The sequence below is a fragment of the Streptomyces sp. M41(2017) genome, assembly GCF_002078175.1.
Lineage (GTDB): Bacteria > Actinomycetota > Actinomycetes > Streptomycetales > Streptomycetaceae > Streptomyces.
Map to the genome: position 1 here is coordinate 5417210 of NZ_MWFK01000001.1, position 21232 is coordinate 5438441.

Here is a 21232-nt window from a genome sequence, read left to right on the forward strand (position 1 = left end):
GGACACGACTGCCGCCATGGCGACCGAATCCGCGACACGCGGCACCGCTGACCCCACACGGACCGCGGTGCTGGTGCGCCGCGCCTGGACCGAGGCGCTCGGGCACGACGAATTCACCGACGACGACCACTTCTTCCAGGTGGGCGGCCACTCGCTGGGCGCCCTTCAGGTGGTCAGGGAACTCGGCACCGTGCTCGACCGCCGGATCTCCGTACGGGTGCTGTTCCGCAACCCCACCGTGCGAGCCCTCACCGAGGAACTCGCCGCGGGCCCCTCCGGACCGCTCCCGCGCACCGCGGACACCGGAACCGGCCTCACCGCGGGCACAGCCGTGCCGGCGGACGTGACAGCGGATCCGCCGCCGTCGCCGGCGGTCCCGGCCGCCGGCGCGGTGTCCGCCGCGGTGGCGGGGGAGGAGCGCCCGTGACCGGCCACGCCATCGGGCGGCCCGCCTCGGCCGCCCAGACGGAGATCTGGCTCGCCGACCGCTGCGAACCGGAGTCCGGCCGCTACAACGTGCCGGTGGCACTGGAGTTCCTCGGCGACCTGGACGTTCCGGCGCTGCGCCTCGCCCTCGATGACCTGCTCGCCCGCCGCACGGAGCTGGCCGGCCGGTTCGACGACGAGGACGGCGAGCTCCGCTTCCGTCCCGAGCCCGGAGCACCGGTCCCGTTCGGCGTCTCCCGCCGGACCGGGTCCTGCCGCTCCGACGAGGCGCACCGAGAGGCCGTACGGACCGCCGAACGCCCCCTCGACCCCGGCAGCGCACCCCTGCTGCGCGCCGAGGTGCTGCTCCACGACGACGGCGCCCTCGTGGTGTTGACGATCCATCACATCGTCGCCGACGGACACACGGTGGACCTCGTCGCGGCCGACGTGCCCACCGCCTACCGGGCCCGCGTCGCCGGAGCGCCTCCCCTCGCCCCCGCCGGCCCGACCGGCTCCCACTCCGGCTCCGGAGATCCCACCGCTGCTGCGCACCCCGGCGCCGACTCGCCGGGCCGGGCCCCGGGCACGTACTGGGAGGAGCTGCTCGACGACGAGCCCGTCACGCTCGGGCCACTGCCCGACCTCGTCCGGGCCGAGGACCGACTGCGGGGCGCGCCCGGATGGGCCGAGCGCACCCTGTCCGCCGAACGCCTCGACTCCGTACGGCGGATGGCGGTCCGGTTCGGCGTCACCCCCGCGACCGTCCTGCTGACCGCCTGGACGCTGCTGCTGCACGCCTGGTCCGGTGAGCGGGACGGAGTTCTGGGCATGCCGTTCGCCGGCCGGGACGAGCCGGACGCCGTGGACACCGTCGGCCTGTTCACCAGAGTCCTGCCCGTCCGGAGCCGGATGGTGCCCGACGAGGAGTTCGGCGAGCACGCCGGGCGCCTGGGCGACCAGATCCTCGACTCCATGGACGCCCTCGCCGCGGGCGGAGCACCGGCCCCCGCCACCGCCCCCGCGTACACGGCCGTGTTCCTGCACCAGCCCCGCAACACCGCCCCCCGGCAGGTGCCCGGCGCGACCGTCCGCGTCCTGCACCTGGACACCGCCTCGGCCAAGTACGACCTCGCGCTGGCGGCCCTGGAACACCCCGAGCGCCTGGTCCTGCGCATCGACTACGACACGGCTCTGTACGCCCCCGCCTCAGCTCAGTTGATGGTGCGTCAGCTCGACGCGCTGCTCGCGGCCGCCGAACGCCCCGGCGCGCGGTGCCGTGAGCTGCTCGCGGGACTGGCCGACTCCGCCGTGGTCGAGGAGAGCCCCGCGTCCGAGGACGGTCCCGATGCCTCCCGTGCCGGAGACCCGGCCGGCACGGAGGCACTCGCCGCGTCGAGCGTGCCCGACCTCGTCCTGCGTGAGGCGCGGCGCGCCCCTGACGCCGTCGCCGTCGTGCACGGCGAAGTCACCCTCACCTACGGAGCGTTGGTGGAGTCGGCGGCCCGGGCCGCCCACTGGCTGAGGCACGAAGGGGGCGTCCGGGAGGGCGACCTGGTCGCCCTGCTGCTGCGGCCCGGCCCGCACACCGTGACCGCGATGCTGGCCGTCGCCATGGCCGGAGCGGCCTATCTGCCGCTCGACCCCGACCACCCCGACACCCGGCTCCACCTGGTCCTGGCGGACGCGCGCCCCCGGCTGCTGATCACCGAGCCCTCCGAGACCGAGCGCGCGCCGGCCGGGCTCGCCGTGCACACCCCTCAGGGCATCGCCCGGGCCGCAGCGACGTGCCCTGCCACCCCGCCCGCCGTGACAGGCCGCCCGGACAGCGTCCTCAACGTGCTGTACACCTCCGGCTCCACCGGCCGGCCCAAGGGCGTCCTGCTCCACCACGGCGGCGTCGTCCGCATGATGCACCGGCCCGACTTCCTGCCGCTCGGCCCCGACGACACCGTCTCCCACCTGTCGCCGCTCAACTTCGACGGCGCCACCTACGAGATCTGGGGAGCCCTCACCCACGGCGCCCGGCTCGTCGTCCTGGACAAGGAACTCGTTCTCGACCCCACCGCCCTGCGCACCGCCGTCCGCGAACACGGCGTGACCACCCTCCTCGTCACCACCCCGCTCCTCAACCGCCTCATCGAGGACGCCCCCGACCTGCTCCAGACCCTGCGCCGCGTCTACTTCGGCGGCGAACTGGTCTCCGTACCGCATCTGCGCAAGGCGCTGCGCTGGGCCCGGCCCGGCACCCTCCTGCACAGCTACGGCCCCACGGAGAACTCCTTCACCTCCACCTGGTGTCCCGTGGAGGAGGTGCCGGACCGCGCCCGCACCCTGCCCATCGGCGGCCCCGTCCCCGGCACCGTCGCCCACGTCGTCTTCGAGGACACCCTCGTCCCCGCACCCCCGTACATGCCGGGCGAACTCGTCTTCGGCGGCACCGGCGTGGCGCTCGGCTACCTCGGCGACCCGGCCCGTACGGCCGAGCGGTTCTGGGCCGACCCGTTCAGCACCGAGCCGGGCCGCCGGCTCTACCGCACCGGCGACCGGGTGCGCCGGACCGCGGACGGACAGCTGGAGTTCATCGGACGCGCCGACAACCAGATCAAGATCCGCAGCCAGCGCGTCGAACTGGGCGAGGTGGAGTCCGCACTGCGCGCCCACCACGACGTCACCGCCGCCTTCGTGACCGCCCGCCGCAACGAGCGGGACGAGAAGGAGATCGTCGGATACGCCGTCCTCGGCCGGCCCGGCGCCCACCCCGAGGTCATGCGCCATCTGCGGGCCTGCCTCCCGGCCTTCGCCGTCCCCACCCATCTCGTCGCCCTCGACGAACTGCCCCTGACCCCCAACGGCAAGATCGACCGTCGCCGGCTGCCCCGCCCCGAGGACACGGCCACTCCCGCACCGGACCCGGACCCCACCGCCCGCGGACCCCGCACCACCCGGACGGCGGTGGACGGCAGCGACCTCCAGCGGGCCGTCCACGCGGCCTGGAGCGAGCTCCTCGGCGAGCGCACCTTCGGCCCCGACGACAACTTCTTCGACGTCGGCGGACATTCCCTGCTCCTGGTCCGGCTCCAGGCGGCACTGCGCCGGGCCACCGGCACCAAGCCCGCCATCGCCGACCTGCTGCGGCACGGCACCGTACGGTCGCAGACCCGACTGCTCGGCGGCCAGGACGCACCCCCACGTCCGGCCACCACCACGGTGCGGAGCAGGACCGGCGACGACGACGCCGTCGCCGTCGTCGGCATGGCCGCCCGGTTCGCCGGCGCCGCCGACCTCCCGTCCTTCTGGGACAACCTGCGCAGCGGGCGGGACTGCTTCAGCGAGGGACCAGGACCGGTGATCACCCACCTGCCCGACGGGCAGCGGCGGGTGGCGCGCTGGGGCATGGCCGCCGAAGGCGCCCGGTACGACGCCGACCTCCTCGGCTTCGGCCCCGACGACCTGCGCGACGGCGACCCCCAACAGGGCGTCCTCCACGAGGTCCTGTGGTCCGCCGTCGAGGACGCCTCCCTGCGCCTGTCCGACATCGCCTCCCGCACCAGCCTCTACGCCGGCTGCGCCAAGGTCGTCGACACCGACCCCGAGGCCCGGGTGGACGACGTCGTCAACGCCGATCCCACCTTCGTCGCCTCCCGCTTCGCCTATCTGCACGACCTGTGGGGCGAGGCCCTGCTGCTGGACACCGCCTGCTCCACCGGCCTCTACGCGGTCCACCTCGCCTGCCGCAGCCTGCTCACCGGCAGCAGCGACTACGCCCTCGCGGGCGCGGTCTCGCTGGACCCGGCCTCGGACGGCAGCTACCGCTACCGCCCCGGGTTCCTCTACGCCGACGACGGCGTGTGCCGGCCCTTCGACCGGCGCGCGTCGGGCACCGTGGGCGGCTTCGGCGCCGGAGCGGTACTGCTGCGCCGGCTCGCCGACGCCGAACGCGACGGGGATCCCGTGTACGCGGTCATCCGGGGCAGCGCCGTCAACAACGACGGCCGGGCCAGGATCGGTTACTCGGCACCCGGCGTCGAGGGCCAGTCCCGGGTCATCCGCGACGCCCTCACGAACGCCGGCGTCAGCGGACGCGATGTCGGCTTCGTCGAGGCGCACGGCACCGGCACCCGCCTCGGCGACGCCATCGAGGCGACCGCCCTGGCCGACGCGCTCGGCCCGGAGGGGCCCGGCGTAGCGGTGGGCTCGGTCAAGGCCTCCGTGGGGCACTGCAACACCGCGGCCGGCCTCGCGGGACTCATCAAGGCCGTGCTCGCCGTGCACCACGGTCACCTGCCCGCCACACCCAACGTGGGCGAGCCCATCGAGGAACTGACCGCCGCCGGAACCCGCCTGTCCCTGCTGGGCGAGGGGCGCCCATGGACCGAGGACACGGGCCGCCCCCGTACGGCCGGTGTCAGTTCCTTCGGTGTGGGCGGCACCAACGCCCACGTGGTCGTCCAGGAACACCGTGCCGGCCCGCCCGTCACGGTCCCCGTCCCCCAGCTCGAAAGGGTGTGACCCGCCGTGGCCGAATCCCTGGTCCGACCCACGACCCTCGCGGACCTGCCCCGCGTCCTCGCCCTGTCCGCACGTGACCCCGAGGCCCTCGCCGTCCTGCGGCACAGGCTCGCCGACCGACTGGAGCGCGAGCCCGGCACCGCTCCCGACGACATCGCCCGCACCCTGCACGCCGGCCGGGAACGCTTCCCCTGCCGGGACGCCGTGATCGGCTGCGACACCGCCGAACTCGCGCTCCTCCTGAGGGAGTCGGACGGCGCGAACACACCTCCGGTCCGCGAGCCCGGTGCCGGACCCCTCCTCGTGCTCGACGGAACACCGGCCCCCGCGTCGGTCCCCGGCCTGCCCGAGACCGCCGAGGCGCTGCGCCGGGCCGAGGACGCCTGCCGGGACGGCGGGGACGCCACCGCGGCGCGTGCCGCCGCCGTTCAGTACGGCGCCGTGGCCTGGCTGCTGGCCCGAGGTGTCACCCCGCACGCGGTGCACGGCCACGGTGCCGGCGCCTGGGCCGCCGCCGCGGCACGCGGTGACCTCCCGCTGTCCGCCGCGCTGCGAGCCGCCGCCGAGCACGCGACGCCTCCGCCCGGCGTCCAGGAGAACCCGATGGGCACCCCCGCCCACCCGGAGCAACCGACCGCACCCGTGGTGCTCATCGGGTCCCTCCCGCCGTGCACGACGGGCGAGTCGGTGACCGGCGGGACCGGCCACGCCGACCCGCTCCGGCTCGACACGGCCGACGGGACCGCGTACGCCCGGCTGCTCGCGGAACTGTGGCGCCGCGGCTTCGACGTCGACACCACCCTCGGACGGGACGGCAGACGGATCCGGCTGCCCGGACACCCCTTCCGCCGCCGCGAACCGGGCGGCGCGGAACCTGCCGACGGGCCCGCGACCCGCGCCCTCACCCCCTTCGAACAGCGCTGGCTCTTCTACGACCTGGTACGCCACGGCTCCTCCGGCGACCACAACGTGACCGTCGAGACGGTGCTGCCGGGACCACTGCCCGCGCCCGCCGAGATCGCCGCCGCCCTCGACGAGATCCAGCACCGCCACCCCGTCCTGCGCACCGTGTTCTCCGACCCCGCGGGGCGCTGGCGGGCCCGCACCCTGCCCACCGCGACCGTCCGGCCCACGCACCTCGCCACCGACCCGGACGCCGGCCCCGAACAACTGCGGGCCGCAGTACGGGACGCGGCCCGTCAACCGCTCCGCCTGCGCGACGAGCCCCTCCTGCGCTGCTGCGTCCGCGCCGGTCCGGCCCACTGGGCCCTGTCCCTCGGGCTCTACGAGCCGCTCTCCGCCACCGCCGACCCGCGGCTGCTGCTCGACGAACTCCGCGCACTGCTCGGCGCCGAAGCTCCCGCCCCCACCACCGCCACACCGATCGCCGAGCCCGAACCTGCTTGATCACGCGCGGACTTCGCCACCCCGTCCGCTCCCGCTCCCTTTCCTCCGTCGCCCCTTCTCCCTTCTCCCTTCTCCCTTCCTCCTTCCTCCTTCCTCCCTCCTCCTGACCCGGAGTCCTGATGACCCTCCTGCACACCCCGCCCACCGAACTCCCCGCCGACTGGTACGGGGCGGCGCCGGCCCCGATCGGCGTCGACCAGGCGTTCAACGGCTACGTCGCCGCCACCGTGGTGCACACCCTCGACCGGCTCGGCGTCCTGGACCGACTTGCGGACAACCCCCGCCTGGACATAACGGAGTTCGTCCGCGGGGCGGGCCCCGCCGTCCGTGAACGGATCGTCCGCGAGGTGCTGCGAGCCGCCGCCGTGTGCGGCTGGCTGCGGCTGGAGGACGACGGCGACACGGCCGTCCTCACCGACGCCGGACGCGACACCGTCCGGATGCGCGGCTACTTCACCTGGGCGGTCGGCGGGTACAGCGACCTCTTCGCGGGTGCCTCCCGACTGGCCACCGGCCAGGCCACGTTCGGCGACGACCTGCTGCGCGACGAGGCGATGGTCGCCCTCGGCTCGGGTCAGAACGACCGCTCGTTCATGGCGAACACCCTCGACGACGTCCTCGCCGGCATCGACTTCCACACCCTCGCCGACCTCGGCAGCGGCATCTCCGCCCGGGTCAGCCGGATCGTCGGCGGCCGTCCGGGCACCCGCGGACTCGGAATCGACATCAGCGGCCCCGCCACCGAGTTGGGCCGGCGCACCATCGCCGAAGCGGGCCTGGAGGACCGGGTACGGGCCGTACAGGCCGACGTGCTCGACGTCTGTCACCGCGAGGCCCACCGCGACGCCATCGCCGAGGTGGACACGGTGATGAGCTTCTTCCTGCTGCACGACCTGCTCGCCGACCCCGACACCCGGCCGCACCTGTTCACCCGGCTGCGCGAGGCGTTCCCCGCCGCCCGCACCTTCGTCCTGGCCGACACCATGCTCCGCCCCGACGCCGAGGGCTCCTCGACCCTGCCGGTGTTCTCCCTCGGCTACGAACTCGCGCACGCGCTGATGGGCGTACCCCTGCACACCAAGGAGACCTACGAGGAGCTCTTCGCCGGCGCCGGACTGCACCCGGTCCGCACCGTCGCGTTCGGCACCCCGCACTCGTGGCTGTACGTGCTGGAGGCCCGATGAGCGTCAACCCCCTCGCGGTCGTGCGGGAGTTCACCCCGCGGACCCGCGCGGTGCTGGCCGTCAACGCGGTCAACTCCTTCGGCGGCGGACTCGTGCTGCCCTTCCTCTGGATCTACCTGGGCGAGATCCGCGGTCTGGCCGCCTGGATCCCCGCCGCCACCCTGGCCGTCCAGGCCGGCACCGCCGTCTTCGGCGGCCTCGCCTGGGGCGCCGTCCTCGACCGGCTCGCACCCCGCTCCGTCGTCACCCTGGTGATGTGCGTGGCGGGCGCGGGCACCGGACTGTACGCGTTCGCCACCTCGGCGCCCACCGCACTCACCGCCGCCGTCGTGTACGGCCTGGGCATCAGCGGCGTCGGCACCGTCCTGCGGTTCCTCTACGCGGGTGCCGCCACCGCCCGGGAACGGGGCCTCGCCTTCTCCGCCGACTACGCGGTGTTCAACGCGATGACCGGGCTCGGCGTCCTGGTGGGCGGCCTGGTCGCCGCGTCGGGGCCCGGCTCCGACGCGGCGAGGTTCGCGGCCCTGTACCTCGCCGACGGATGCACCTTCCTGGCCGCCGGTGCCGCGTTCTTCCTGCTGCTCCCGCGACTCGACCGCGCGACAGGCCCCGCCGCCCCCGCCGAAGCCGGCATCGCGCGGCGCCCCGTGGGCTACCGCGAGGTCCTCGGACAGCGGACGATCGCCGTCCTCCTCGCCACCCTCACCCTGTGTTCGCTCGTGTCGTACGGGCAGCTCAGGTCCGGCCTGCCCGGCTACCTCACGGCCGGCGGCGCCGTCGGGCCCGAAGGGCTCTCGGGCACCTTCGCCGTCAACATCGTGGTCGCGGTCCTCACTCAGGTCCTCCTCGGCGAGCGGATCCAGCGCGTCCGGCGCAGCACCGTCCTCGCCACCACCGGCGCCCTGTGGACCGCGGCCTGGGCCCTCGTCCTGGTCGCCGGACGCCAGCACGGCGCCACCGCCACCGTCACCGCGATGGCCGGAGTCCTGCTGCTGTCGGTCGGTGAGGCGCTGGTCTTCCCGGTGATCACCGGCCTGCTGAACGACCTCGCCGAGGAACGCACCCGGGGCCGCGTCAACGCCATGCTGTCGGTGGCCGTGTCCACAGGATCCGTGGCCGGCCCCCTGCTCGCGGGCGCCACCCTGCCCCTCGCCGGCGGTCTGCCCCTGGTCGTCTCGCTCATCGCGGTCTGCGCCGCCGTGGCCCTGGTCGGAACGGCGTTCCGCGGTGTCCTGCCGTCGGCCGCCGACCTGCCCGACCCCGCGGACACCGCCGCGCGGGACGGGAACCCCGACCCCCTCGACGCGCGGACCGGCGCGCCCGAGGGCGCCCCGACCGCCGACGCCGTGGTCACCGCGCCGTCCCCCAAGGGCTCCGCCCCCGTGACCACCGCCCCGTAGCCGGCGCCCCGTCCCGCCGCAGCCCCCGAGGAGGCACCCGCCATGCACAACTGGCCGCTGACCGGCATCACCGTGCGTACCCCGCTCGTCGAACTGCGCCACCCCACCCCGCAGGACCTCGACGCGCTCGCCGACCTGGGCGCCGAGGGCGTGCACACCCCCGGCTTCATGCCCTTCTTCTCCCAGTGGACGGACGGGGACCGGGCCACCGTCGCCCGCCGCGTCCTCCAGCGGCACTGGAGGGCGATGGCCGACTGGAGCGCCGACGACTGGACGCTCTACCTCGTCGTGGTGCACGAGGGCGAGGTCGTCGGCTCCCAGTCGCTGGGCGCCCGCGACTTCGCGGTGACCGGGGAGGTGCTCCTCACCTCGTGGCTCGGACTGCGCCACCAGGGCCTCGGTCTCGGCGGACACGCACGGGCCGCCTCCCTGGAACTCGCGTTCACCGGCCTCGGCGCGCAGGACGCCTTCTCCGTGGTGCGCAGGGGCAACAGCGCCTCGCAGGCCGTGTGCCGCAAGTTCGGCTTCACCCACGACGGGACACAGGTCAACGCCGTACGCGGGGAACGCGCCGTCAGCGACCGCTACCGCCTCACCCGCGCCGACTGGGCCGCCGCCCGAACCGTCCCCGCCGAGATCGCCGGCCTCGAACCGGCCCTCGACCTGTTCGGTGCGGCGTCCACGTCCCAGCCGGTACCGGCGCCCTCCGGATCCCTGTCACCCGCCCTGGCCGCCACGCTCTCCGGCGTCCGGTACGCGCCCGAACCCGACCACGCCGACGTCTGAGGGAACGGCCATGCCACGCCCCGTCATCGCCGTCGTCTACGACTTCGGCTCCGCCGCGCCCGCGGACATCGTGGACCGGATCGAACCGCTCGGCGACGTCGTCCTCGCCGTGTGCCCCTCCCGGCACACCGAGGAACTCGCCCCACTCCTCGCCGACTTGGCGCCCGTCGTCCCCGTCCACGAGGAGGACGCGCACACCCTCGACGCGTCGGCCGAGCTCCTGCGCGAACACCGCCCCGACGCCGTACTCACCTACAGCGAGCGCCGGCTGGGCACCACGGCCGAGCTGGCCGCCCGGCTCGGTCTGCCCTTCCACGACGCGCGGACCGTACGGCTGCTCACCGACAAGTACGAGCAGCGGCGCAGGCTTCGTGAACGGGGCGTGGACCCGGTGCGCTGCCGGCTGCTGCGCACCCCGGGGGACTGGGCGCCCGCGCTCGCCGCCGTCGGACTGCCCGCCGTCCTCAAGCCCCTGCGCGGCGAGGGCAGCCGCAGCACCCACCTCGTGCGGGACGCGGCCACGGGCGCCGCGCTCGCCACCCGCCTGCTGACCGCACCGGCGTCCGCGGGCGGCGAGGAGGCCCTCGTCCTGGAGGAGTACCTGGAGGGCGTCGGCGCGGACCCCTTCGGCGACCACGTCTCGGTGGAGAGCGCCGTCCTGGACGGGCGGGTCACCCACTGGGCGACGACCGGCAAGTTCCCGCTCGCACCCCCGTTCCGCGAGGTCGGCCACTTCTGGCCGGCCCCGGTCACCGGCGCCGAGCGGGACGCCGTCCTCGCCCTGGCCGCGGACGCCGTCCAGGCGCTCGGCGTCCGCACCGGCATCACCCACACCGAGGTGAAGCTGACCCCGGACGGCCCCCGGCTGATCGAGGTCAACGGCCGGCTGGGCGGCTTCCAGGCCGGCCTCGGCCGCCTGGCCGGCGGACTCGACCCCGTCCTCCTCGCCGCGGAAGTGGCCCTCGGGCGGCCCCTCCCGACCACCTGGGTGCCCGACGACCGTGTGACCTACGCCCGCGCGCTCCCGACACCCGCCGAGGGCGGACTGCTCACCGGCGTACGCGGTGTCGGCGAGGTGCGCGGCCTGCCGGGCGTCGACACCTACGAGACCCGGGTACAGCCCGGCCGGACGGTCGAACCGGCCGTCGCGACCGGGGAGTTGGCCGTGCTCTGGGGCACCGCCGACGACCACGACACCATGCTCGCCGTCCTGGACCGGGCCCTCGACACCCTCACCTACACCTTCGCCGGAACGCCCGGCACACCCGAGGAACGCACGGTGCGCGCCCGCGACCTGGTCCCGGCCGGACCCGGACAAGGCGCCGGCCCCGCCCCCACCGACATACGAAAGGCCTCCTGATGACCACCGAGCCGGCCACCACCGAACACCCCTCCACCGGAGAGGATTCCAGCGCCGCGCCCGCCTCCGCCGAAGGGGTGCGCACCGTCGCGAACGGAGCGGAGATCCGCACCGACATCCCGCAGTTCCTGCCCGTCGCCGGACACCACGCGCCCGCGCCGTTCTATCTGACGGCCGACATGTTCGGCGGTGTGCCCGTCGAGCTGGCGGGCGGACCCATCACCCACCTCGTCGGCAAGCCCGTCGCCGACCCGCACCGGCACGCCGTCGACGAGATCTACTTCCTGGTCTCGCCGAACCCCGGCGGCGCCCGCATCGACGTCCTCGTGGACGGCGAACGGCACGAACTCACCTCGCCCGCCCTGCTGCGTGTCCCCGCGGGCGCCGAGCACCGCTTCCTCACCCTGGAGGCGGAACCCGGCAGCTACTGCTTCGGCCTGCTCCTCGGCAGCGAACGATGACCGCCCCGACCGTCGCCCGCACCGCGCGCGCCGCGCCCCTGCGACTGCACCTGAGCGAGAGCCCGTACGGGCCCAGCCCGCACGCCCTGCGCGCCGCGCACGCCGCCGTCGACGACACCGGCACCTACCCCGACCCCACCCGCACCGCCCCCGCGCGGGCCATCGCCGATCTGCTGGGCGTCCACCCCGAACAGGTCGCCGTGGCCAACGGCAGCGACGAACTGGTCCTGCTCACCGCGCTGTGCGTCGGCGACCCCGGCCGCCCCGGCGTGACCACCGCCGGAACGTTCCCCGGCTACCGCATCTGCCTGGAGACCACCCGTCGCGGCTGCCACGAAGTCCCCCTCGACGGCACCTCCCCGGGCGTCACGGCCCTGGCCGACGCCATGGCGAGCGCCGGCATCGCCTATGTGTGCAACCCCCACAACCCCGGCGGAGGCGCCCTGAACCGCGCCGAACTGGACCTGCTGGTCGAGCGCGCCGCGGCCACCGGCACCCCGCTCGTGGTCGACGAGGCCTACCTCGACTTCGCACCGCCCGGCACCCCGCAGATCCTCGACCATCTCGGATCCGGCGCGCCCGTCCTTGCACTGCGCACCTTCTCCAAGGCCCACGGCCTCGCCGGTCTGCGCATCGGCTACGCCGTCGGCGACGCGGGCCTCGTCGCCCGGCTGCGCGAGGTCCAGGGCACCATGCCCTTCAGCGTCAACCGGGCCGCCCAGGCCGCCGCCGTCGCCGCCCTCGCCGACCGCGAGCACCTGGAGCACGTCCGGACCGGCAACACCGCCGCGCGGGAAGGGTTCCGGGCCGCACTCGCCGCACGCGGCCGGCACGCCCTGCCCTCGGTGACCAACTTCCTCGCCGTGCCGGTCGGCGACTCCGCCCGCGCCGAACGGCTTCTGGAGGACGACCACGGCATCCTCGTCCGCGACGCGGGCCGCTTCGGCCTGGCCGGGCACCTCAGGATCTCCGTCGGCCCGGCCGGCCACCTCGACCGCCTGCTCGACGCGCTCGACGCCGTCGACCCCGTGACCCACCGCCGCACGAGCGACCTGCCCGTGTCCCGCACCACCCCAGCACAGGAGCAGCAGTGACCCACGTGATCGCCCTCGACCCGCACGACGCCTTCGCCGTACTGCCGTCCACCGGGGAACTCCCCGACGGCTGGCGCAGCACCGGCTGGTCGGGGGACGAGGAGGCCTGCCGCCGGCAGGTCGCCGCCCGCCCCACAGCCGTCCTCACCACCGAGCGGCTCCGGCTGCGCGAGGTCCTGCCCGCCGAGGCGCTCGAACTCCGTGAGGGGCGCACCGCGGACCTGCCCTGGCTCGGCGGCACCCCCGGGGAGGGGTCGCGGGAGGCCGCGGGCCTGCTCGCCGGCGCCCACACGGCGGGCCTGCACCGCTCCGGCTGGGGCATGTACGTGCTGGTCCGCGAGGCCGACGGGCTCGTCGTCGGCGGCATGGGCTTCCACGGACCGCCGCAGGACGCGGCCGCCGAGATCGGCTTCGACCTCCACCCGGACGCCCGCGGCCACGGCTACGCGACCGAGGCACTGGCCGCGCTCGCCCGCTGGGCCCTCCAGCAGCCCGGCGTGGACACCGTCGTCTGCACGACCACCGCGGACAACGTGCCTTCCCAGCGGGTCATGGAACGTGCCGGCTTCGAGCGCCGCCCGGACCGCGACGGCGTTCTCGTCCACGCGCTCACCCGCTGACCGAGACCACTCAACCCGGCGGCACCGCACGACCGTTCCGTGCGGTGCCCCGTCCCGAATCCCCACCCGCCGCGGCGGCCGGGAGAAACCGAGGCACCTCGTGAAGACCGCACCCCCGCCGACCGCGCCGCCCACCCGGGCATCGGCCGACGCGCTCGCCCAGCCGTACGGCTACCGACGCCACGAGGCCGTCGAGCCCGACTGGCGGCGCTTCCCGGGCTGGCGGGACGTCACCTCCGCCCAGTGGCGCGACCCGCAGTGGCAGCGCGCCCACTGCGTGAAGGGAGTCCGCCAGCTGCGCGAACTCGCCGGCGCGGGGCTCGACGACGCCTTCTACGAGGACCTCGCCGCCGACCAGAAGCAGTTCGCGACGATGCCGATCCTGCTCACCCCGCAGGTCCTCAACACCATCGCCCCGGACGCCGCCCCCGGCACCACCGACTGGTATGCCGACCCCGTGCGCCGCTACATGCTGCCGGTGGCCAGCGACCGGCACCCGCGCTGGCCGAGCCACCCCCTCGCCTCCCGCGACTCGTTGCACGAGGCCGAGATGTGGGTCGTCGAAGGACTCACCCACCGCTACCCGACCAAGGTGCTCGCCGAACTCGTCACCACCTGCCCGCAGTACTGCGGGCACTGCACCCGCATGGACCTCGTCGGCACCTCCACCCCGCAGGTCGACAAGTACCGCTTCGTGCTGCGGCCCGCCGACCGCCTCGACCGCATGATCGCCTACCTGCGCGCCACCCCCACCGTCCGCGACGTCGTCGTGTCCGGCGGAGACGTCGCCAACGTGCCCTGGCCACGCCTGCGTTCCTTCGTCGACCGACTCCTCGACCTCGACAACGTCCGCGACATCCGGCTCGCCAGCAAGGGACTGATCGGGCTGCCGCAGCACTGGCTCGCACCCGACGTCCTCGACGGCATGGCCGAACTCGCCGCCAAGGCCTCCGCCCGAGGCGTCGGCCTCGCCATGCACACCCACGCCAACGCCGCGCAGCAGATCACCCCGCTGGTCGCCGAGGCGTCCCGCGCGCTGCTCTCCGCCGGACTGCGCGACGTACGCAACCAGGGGGTGCTCCTGAACGGCGTCAACCACACCCCCGAGGCACTGCTCGACCTGTGCTTCGCCCTCCTCGACAGCGCCGGCATCATGCCCTACTACTTCTACCTCTGCGACATGGTCCCCGGCGCCGAGCACTGGCGGCTGCCGCTCGCCGAGGCCCAGCGGCTCCAGCACGCCATCATGGGCTACCTCCCCGGCTTCGCCACACCCCGCCTCGTCTGCGACGTCCCCTACGTCGGCAAGCGCTGGGTGCACCAGGCCGACGCGTACGACCGTGAACTCGGCGTCTCCGACTGGTCGAAGAACTACCTCACCTCCGTGGAACACGACGCCCCGGACGCCCTGAAGCGCACCCACCACTACTACGACCCGCTGCACACCCTGCCCGCGTCCGGCCAGGCCCACTGGGCCCAGTGGCAGCCGGGGGAGGAGCAGTGAACACGCCCACCGACACCCCGCCCGGCAAGCCCGGTTCACCACTCGGCCTGCACCGCGTGCTCGCCCCGGAGGGAGTGCTGCCGCAGGCGGCCCTGCGCCTCGACCCCGACCCGCGGCTGCGCGACGACGAACTCCGCATCGACGTCGAGTACCTCAACCTCGACGCGGCGTCCTACCGCCAGCTCCACGAGGAACACGGCGGTGACGGCGACGCCATCCGCGAGGCGGTCCGCGCGATCGTGCGGGAGCGCGGCAAGATGCACAACCCCGTCACCGGGTCCGGCGGCATGCTCATCGGGACCGTCGCGGAGGCCGGACCCGAGACGCCGCTCGGCCTCAAGGCCGGCGAACGGGTCGCGACCCTGGTCTCCCTCACCCTGACCCCGCTCGAACTCACCGACGGCCTGCGCGACTGGGACGGCCTGGGGGAGCGGGTGCCGGCCCGCGGACACGCCATCCTCTTCGGACGCTCGGTCGCCGCGGTCCTGCCCGCCGACCTGCCCGACGAACTGTCCCTCGCCGTCCTGGACGTCTGCGGAGCGCCGGCGCTCACCGGCCGCACCGTCGCCGAGTACGCCGCCCGGACCGGCCGCGCCCCCTCGGTGGCCGTCCTGGGCGCGGCCGGCAAGTCGGGCAGCCTGGCGCTCGCCGCCGCACGCCGCGCCGGCGCCGGCCGCCTGGTGGGTGTCGTCCCGAACGAGGCGGAGGCGACCGCCCTCACCGCCTCCGGCCTGGCCGGCTCGGTGCTGCGCGCCGACGCCCGTGACGCCGTGGCACTCGCCGACGGACTGGCCGCCCACGGTGGCCCGGCCGACATCACCGTGGTCTGCACCGACGTGCCCGGCTGCGAACACGCCGCCGTGCTGGCGACCGGGGACGGCGGCACCGTCGTCTTCTTCTCCATGGCGACCTCCTTCCCGGCCGCCGCACTCGGCGCCGAGGGACTGCGTGCCGACGTCACCATGCTCATCGGCAACGGCTACCAGCCCGGCCACGCCGAGCAGGCACTCCACCTGGTCCGCACCGAACCCGGCGTGCGCGCCCTCTTCGACCGCAGGATCGGCCCGACGCTCCGGCACGAGGACCCGGCGGTGGCCGCCCCCGCCCCGGCGACCGACCGGGTCGCCTCCGCAGTCGCGGACGACGCCTCCGCCGTGGTCGTCGACCCCGGCCACACCCCTCGGGCCACCACAGCCCCCGCCGGGAAGCTGGGCCTCGACCCGCGACTCGTGCGCCGGGCACGGGAACTGGCGGCGCGCGCGGGGGGCGCCGTCGTGGACATGGCCCGGTCCCACACCACGGTCGCCGTGGAACGGGCCGCCCTGCGACTGGCCGGACTGTCCGGCGCCGACGCCGAGGGCATCCCCTGGGCCAACCGACTGGTCGACGCCGTACGCGACCAAGTCGGCCTGGAGCACGGCGTGGCCCTGCCCGTGTGGCACGCCCTGCGCACCGGCTCCTGCCGCGACCTCACCGAACTGGCCTCGCGCGCCACCGCCCGCGACGTGTCCTTCCGGCTGCCCGAGGGCGCCGCCGCGGACAGCGCGGTCGCCGACGCCCGGCGTGCCATGGCCGGCGGCCTCGCCGTGATCGACGGCCGGCGCCGGGAACGCGACCGGCTGATCGGGCAGTGGGGCGAGCCCACCGGCCCCCTCATCTACCTCATCGTCGCCACCGGCGACATCCACGAGGACGTCCGGCAGGCGGTCGCCGCCGCCCGCGGCGGCGCCGACGTCATCGCGGTGATCCGTTCGACCGGACAGTCGCTGCTCGACTACGTCCCCCACGGCGCCACCCGCGAGGGATACGCGGGCACCTACGCCACGCAGGAGAACTTCCGCCTGATGCGGGCCGCCCTGGACGGGGTGTCCGCCGAACTCGGCCGCTACATACGCCTCACCAACTACGCGTCCGGTCTGTGCATGCCGGAGATCGCCATCCTCGCGGGCCTGGAACGCCTCGACATGATGCTCAACGACTCCATGTACGGCATCCTCTTCCGCGACATCAACCCGGTCCGCACCTTCGTCGACCAGCGGTTCTCCCGCCAGCTGCACGCCCGCGCCGGCATCGTCATCAACACCGGCGAGGACAACTACCTCACCACCGCCGACGCGATGGACGCGGCCCACACGGTGACCGCGAGCCAACTCCTCAACGAGTACTTCGGCAAGGAGGCGGGGCTCACCGACGCCCAACTCGGCCTCGGGCACGCCTTCGAGATCGACCCCGACCTGCCCGACTCCTTCCGCATGGAACTCGCCCACGCCCTGCTCGCCCGCGAGCTGTTCCCCGACGCCCCGCTCAAGTGGATGCCGCCGACCCGCCACATGACCGGCGACATCTTCCGCGGCTACCTGCTCAACGGCTTCTTCAACCTCGCGGGCGCGCTGACCCGGCAGAACATCCTGCTCGTCGGCATGATGACCGAGGCCGTCGTCACCCCCTTCCTCTCCGACCGCGACCTGGCGCTGCAGAACGTCCGGTACGTGATGAACGCGGCCGGCTCCCTGGAGGAGGACTTCCGCCCGGCACCCGGCGGCGCCATCACCCGGCGCGCCGAGGTGGTGCTGCGCGAAGCGGTCGACCTGCTGGAGCGGATCGGTGAACACGGCCTGCTGGACGCCATCGCCGCCGGCACCTTCGGCGGCATGCGTCGCCCCGTCGACGGAGGCCGTGGCCGGGACGGGGTGGCCGAGTGCGCCCCCGGCTACCGCAACCCGGCCGTCGAACTGCTCGAAACGTCCCAGGACTCCGACCGTGAAGGAGAAGATCAGCGATGAACACCCCCGCCGGACCGCCGCCCGCGGTCCGCCCCTACGGGGACACCACAGGCGACGGGATGGTGCAGCTCTCGTTCACCCTCCCGCTGCCGCACGGCGCGCTCGCCGAGGGCACCGCCCTCCAACTGGCCCGCCAGATGGGCATGGACCGCCCCCTCCTCGTCCACGCTCGCCCGGTAGGGACCGAGTTCACGTTCTGCGTGGTCTACGGCCCGGTCGTGCACGAGGTCGAACTCGACTCCGTGGACGTCGTGGAGCGCGAGTACCCGCTGCTGTCCTCCCAGGAGGTGGACGAGGGCCTGCACGAGAACCTGGGGCGCGACTGCGTCGTGGTCGGCGCCTGCATCGGAACGGACGCGCACACCGTCGGCATCGACGCGATCCTCAACATCAAGGGGTTCGCCGGCCAGAAGGGCCTGGAGTACTACCACTCGATGCGCGTCGTGAACCTGGGCGCCCAGGTCTCCGTAACCGACCTGGTGCACCGGGCAGTCCGGGAGAACGCCGACGCCGTCCTGGTCTCCCAGGCCGTCACCCAGCGCGACGCCCATCTCACCAACGTCCGTGAGCTGAGCGCGGAGCTGGACGCCGCCTACGCCGGACGCCCCCGGCCCCTCCTGGTCGTCGGCGGCCCCCGGTTCGACCCCGCCATGACCGCGGACCTGGGCGTCGACCGCATCTTCGGCCGGGGCACCACGCCGGACGACGTCGCCAGCTACCTCGTACACGCCCTGACCGTCGGACGCTCCCGCGTTCGCGAACTGGATCTGGATGTGGATCTGGACGAGAGCGTGCACGACGGTGAGTCGGCGAGCACGGGCGAGGACGCGGAGGAGACGGCCGGAACCACCGTGTCCGCCGACAGGAGCTTCCTGTGAGCCGGCCGCCGACGACCCCGCCCCCGGTCCCCGCGAAGAACACGAGCGCGCTCGCCACCGCGACGGAGGGCGCGGAGCCCGAGGACCGGCTCGACACCCGGTTCCGCGAGATCGCCGCCCGCGTGCCCGACCGTACGGCGGTCACCGACGCCTGCGGCTCGGTCACGTACGGACGGCTCGCCGAGGACGCCGCCGCGGTGACGCGCGTCCTGCGGGGGCACGTGTCGCCCGGGCAGCCCGTTGCCCTGCGGGCCGGTCGGTCCCGGGCCGCCCTGGGCGGGCTGCTCGGCATCCTGGGCGCCGGTGCCTCCTACCTGCCGGTCGACCCCGGCTATCCGCGGGACCGGCAGCGCCACCTGCTCGACGACTCGGGCACGGCACTGGTGCTCACGGAGGGACCACCGGAACCGGGGGAGACGTCACTCGCCCAGGTGGGCCCGCTGACCCTCGCCGCCCGCCGGCCCGTCCCCGGAGCGCCCGCGCTCCCCCCGGACACCGCTTACACCATCTACACCTCGGGCTCCACCGGTCTTCCCAAGGGATGCGTGGTCGGGCACGGACACCTGCTCGCCCTGCTCGACGCCGCGCTTCCGCTGTTCGACACCGGGGCCGACGACGTGTGGACCCTGTTCCATTCCTGGAGTTTCGACTTCAGTGTGTGGGAGATCTGGGGCGCCCTGCTCGGCGGCGGCCGTGCGGTGGTCGTGGACCGTGACACCGCGGCCGATCCCGAGGCCTTCGCGCAGCTGCTCGCGGACGAGGCCGTGACCGTGGTCAACCAGGTACCGTCCGCCTTCGGCAACCTCGTCGCCGAGACGTCCGCCACCGGGATCCGGCTGCCTGCCCTGCGCCATGTCGTCCTCGGCGGCGAGGCGATGGTCCCCGACGACATACGTCGCTGGTGGGCGGCGGACACGGCGCCTCGCGCCTCGGTCACCAACATGTACGGCATCACCGAGACCACCGTCCATGTCACGCACTGCCCGCTGACCCCCGACCTCCTCGCGGCCGCGCGCCCGGGCCGCACCCCCATCGGCCGCCCACTGCCCCACTTGGAAGTCGAACTGCGTGACGCGGGCGGTCTGTTGGTCGGCCCGGGTGAACCCGGAGAGATGTGGGTGGGCGGAGCGGGGGTGAGTCACGGATACCTGGGACGGCACGAGCTGACCGCCGAACGTTTCCCCGGTGAACCCGGTGAACCCGGTGAACCCGGCGGCCCGGGTCGGCGCTACCGCAGCGGTGACTGGGCCGTCGCCGACGCCGACGGCCGGCTGTACTACGCGGGCCGGATGGACGGTCAGGTCAAACTGCGCGGCTTCCGCGTCGAACTGGGGGAGATCGAGGCCGAGTTGCGGGCGGTCCCCGGCGTGGACGGCGCCGCCTGCCTCCTCGACGACAGCGGACGCATCCCGGCACTCGCCGCCTATCTGGTCGCCGACCGTGCCGTGGTGCCCCCGGTCCGGGTGCGCGACGCGCTCGCGGGCCGGCTGCCCGCGCACATGCTTCCGCAACGACTGCACTACCTCGACCGCCTGCCGGTCACCGCGCACGGCAAGCTGGACCGCGACGCCCTGCTGGCCGGGGCGGTCCCCGGCCGGGACCTGGGGCACGACGCGCCCCGCACGACCAAGGACGGTGGCCACCGTGCCGGTTGAGTTCATCGGAATGGTCGGGGCACGGGACTCCGAGGGGGGTGGCCGGGGGCCTGCCGTGGACCCCGGCTTCACCCGGATGTTCGCCCGTGTGCACGAAGAGGCCGGCTTCGACCGGGTCCTGATCGGGCACAGCTCCAGCTCGCCCGACGGCGGCCAGATCGCCGCGTACGTCGCCGCCCACACCGAACGCCTCGGACTGCTGCTCGCCCACCGCCCGGGAACCGTCGCCCCCACCATGGCGGCCCGTACCCTCGCCACCCTCGACGCGTTCAGTGGCGGGCGGCTCGCGGTGCACGTCATCTCCGGCGGTCACGACGCGGAACAGCGCCGGGACGGCGACTATGCGGCCAAGGAGGACCGCTACGCGCGTACGGACGAGTTCCTCGACGTGGTGAAGCGGGCGTGGACCGAGGAGGAGGGGTTCGGTCACGACGGCCGCTTCTACCGGTTCGACGACTTCCGTTCCGAGGTACGGCCGGTCCAACATCCGCACATGCCGCTCTACTTCGGCGGATCCTCGCCCGCCGCGTACCGGGTGGGCGGCAGGCACGCGGACGTGTTCGCGCTGTGGGGTGAGCCCCTGGCCGAGACCGCCGAGCAGATCGCGGCCGTGCACGCGGGAGCGCGCGCCGCCGGGCGTACGGTCATGCCGGGCATCAGTGCCTCGTTCCGCCCGGTGCTCGGCGCGACCGAGGACGAGGCCTGGGAGCGGGCGTTCGGGATCCTGGACGGGCTCCGGCGGCAGGGGACCGCGGGCGGCTTCTTCGACCGGAGCAGGCCGCCGCTGCCGCTCGGGCCGTCGGTACGCCCGGAGAACGCGGGCTCGCGGAGGCTGTTGGCCGTGGCGGAGCGGGGCGAGAGGCACGACCGCGCCCTGTGGACGGCGCCCGCGGCGGTGACCGGAGCCGCGGGGAACTCGACCGCTCTGGTGGGAACACCGGAGACCGTGGCCCGGGCCCTGCTGGACTACGTCGACATCGGTGTCACGACGTTCTTGCTCCGCGGATACCAACCGGTCCAGGACGCCCGGGAGTTCGGGCGCACCCTGCTGCCGCTGGTGCGACAGGAGGTCGAGCGGCGCGAGCGGGAGGCGCGGGCTCAGGGATGAGGGGGGTGCGCGTCCGCCGGGGCGCGCACCACGACGGCGGAGGGCGCCGGTGGG

At 74.5% G+C, this 21232-nt stretch carries 15 protein-coding genes; all 15 read left to right on the top strand.

Annotation, left to right across the window (positions count from 1 at the left end; translation table 11 throughout):
* The first annotated feature begins 16 nt into the window (after window positions 1-16).
* The 15 genes from B0675_RS23690 to B0675_RS23765 all read left to right on the top strand — a co-directional run bounded on the left by B0675_RS23690 (window position 17) and on the right by B0675_RS23765 (window position 21178).
* Entirely contained in the window at window positions 17-427 is a 411-nt protein-coding gene (locus tag B0675_RS23690; protein ID WP_081220822.1) for an acyl carrier protein, read from the top strand.
* Window positions 424-4938: a non-ribosomal peptide synthetase gene (locus B0675_RS23695; RefSeq protein WP_081220823.1), complete on the top strand. Its 4515-nt coding sequence runs from the start codon at window positions 424-426 to the stop codon at window positions 4936-4938. Before B0675_RS23690 ends, B0675_RS23695 begins: the two co-directional genes overlap by 4 nt.
* 6 nt (window positions 4939-4944) lie before the next feature.
* Window positions 4945-6345: a hypothetical protein gene (locus B0675_RS23700; protein ID WP_081220824.1), complete on the top strand. Its 1401-nt coding sequence runs from the start codon at window positions 4945-4947 to the stop codon at window positions 6343-6345.
* Between the two features lie 119 nt (window positions 6346-6464).
* Window positions 6465-7529: a class I SAM-dependent methyltransferase gene (locus tag B0675_RS23705; protein ID WP_081220825.1), complete on the top strand. Its 1065-nt coding sequence runs from the start codon at window positions 6465-6467 to the stop codon at window positions 7527-7529.
* Window positions 7526-8929: an MFS transporter gene (locus tag B0675_RS23715; protein ID WP_107482714.1), complete on the top strand. Its 1404-nt coding sequence runs from the start codon at window positions 7526-7528 to the stop codon at window positions 8927-8929. The genes B0675_RS23705 and B0675_RS23715 overlap by 4 nt, the downstream gene beginning before the upstream one ends.
* Window positions 8930-8971: 42 nt before the next feature.
* The gene (locus B0675_RS23720; RefSeq protein ID WP_081220827.1) at window positions 8972-9715 is read left to right on the top strand and encodes a GNAT family protein; all 744 of its coding nucleotides are present in this window, start codon (window positions 8972-8974) and stop codon (window positions 9713-9715) included.
* A gap of 10 nt (window positions 9716-9725) precedes the next feature.
* The gene (locus tag B0675_RS23725; protein WP_081220828.1) at window positions 9726-11075 is read left to right on the top strand and encodes an ATP-grasp domain-containing protein; all 1350 of its coding nucleotides are present in this window, start codon (window positions 9726-9728) and stop codon (window positions 11073-11075) included.
* Entirely contained in the window at window positions 11075-11536 is a 462-nt protein-coding gene (locus B0675_RS23730; protein ID WP_241539848.1) for a cupin domain-containing protein, read from the top strand. The genes B0675_RS23725 and B0675_RS23730 overlap by 1 nt, the downstream gene beginning before the upstream one ends.
* Window positions 11533-12630, top strand: coding sequence for a histidinol-phosphate transaminase (locus tag B0675_RS23735; protein WP_081220829.1), 1098 nt, complete (start codon window positions 11533-11535; stop codon window positions 12628-12630). Before B0675_RS23730 ends, B0675_RS23735 begins: the two co-directional genes overlap by 4 nt.
* Window positions 12627-13250 (top strand): GNAT family protein, encoded by a 624-nt coding sequence (locus tag B0675_RS23740; protein WP_241539849.1) that lies wholly within the window; start codon window positions 12627-12629, stop codon window positions 13248-13250. The genes B0675_RS23735 and B0675_RS23740 overlap by 4 nt, the downstream gene beginning before the upstream one ends.
* 100 nt (window positions 13251-13350) lie before the next feature.
* The gene (locus tag B0675_RS23745; RefSeq protein ID WP_081220830.1) at window positions 13351-14754 is read left to right on the top strand and encodes a lysine 2,3-aminomutase; all 1404 of its coding nucleotides are present in this window, start codon (window positions 13351-13353) and stop codon (window positions 14752-14754) included.
* Window positions 14751-17537: a lysine 5,6-aminomutase subunit alpha gene (locus B0675_RS23750; RefSeq protein ID WP_206602725.1), complete on the top strand. Its 2787-nt coding sequence runs from the start codon at window positions 14751-14753 to the stop codon at window positions 17535-17537. The genes B0675_RS23745 and B0675_RS23750 overlap by 4 nt, the downstream gene beginning before the upstream one ends.
* Window positions 17534-18415, top strand: a complete 882-nt coding sequence (locus B0675_RS23755) for an OAM dimerization domain-containing protein (protein ID WP_081220831.1) — start codon at window positions 17534-17536, stop codon at window positions 18413-18415. Before B0675_RS23750 ends, B0675_RS23755 begins: the two co-directional genes overlap by 4 nt.
* Window positions 18412-20070, top strand: coding sequence for an amino acid adenylation domain-containing protein (locus B0675_RS23760; RefSeq protein ID WP_081220832.1), 1659 nt, complete (start codon window positions 18412-18414; stop codon window positions 20068-20070). Before B0675_RS23755 ends, B0675_RS23760 begins: the two co-directional genes overlap by 4 nt.
* A complete protein-coding gene (locus B0675_RS23765; RefSeq protein ID WP_081221972.1) occupies window positions 20060-21178 on the top strand; it encodes an LLM class flavin-dependent oxidoreductase in 1119 nt (372 codons plus the stop codon). Before B0675_RS23760 ends, B0675_RS23765 begins: the two co-directional genes overlap by 11 nt.
* The last annotated feature ends 54 nt before the right edge of the window (window positions 21179-21232 follow it).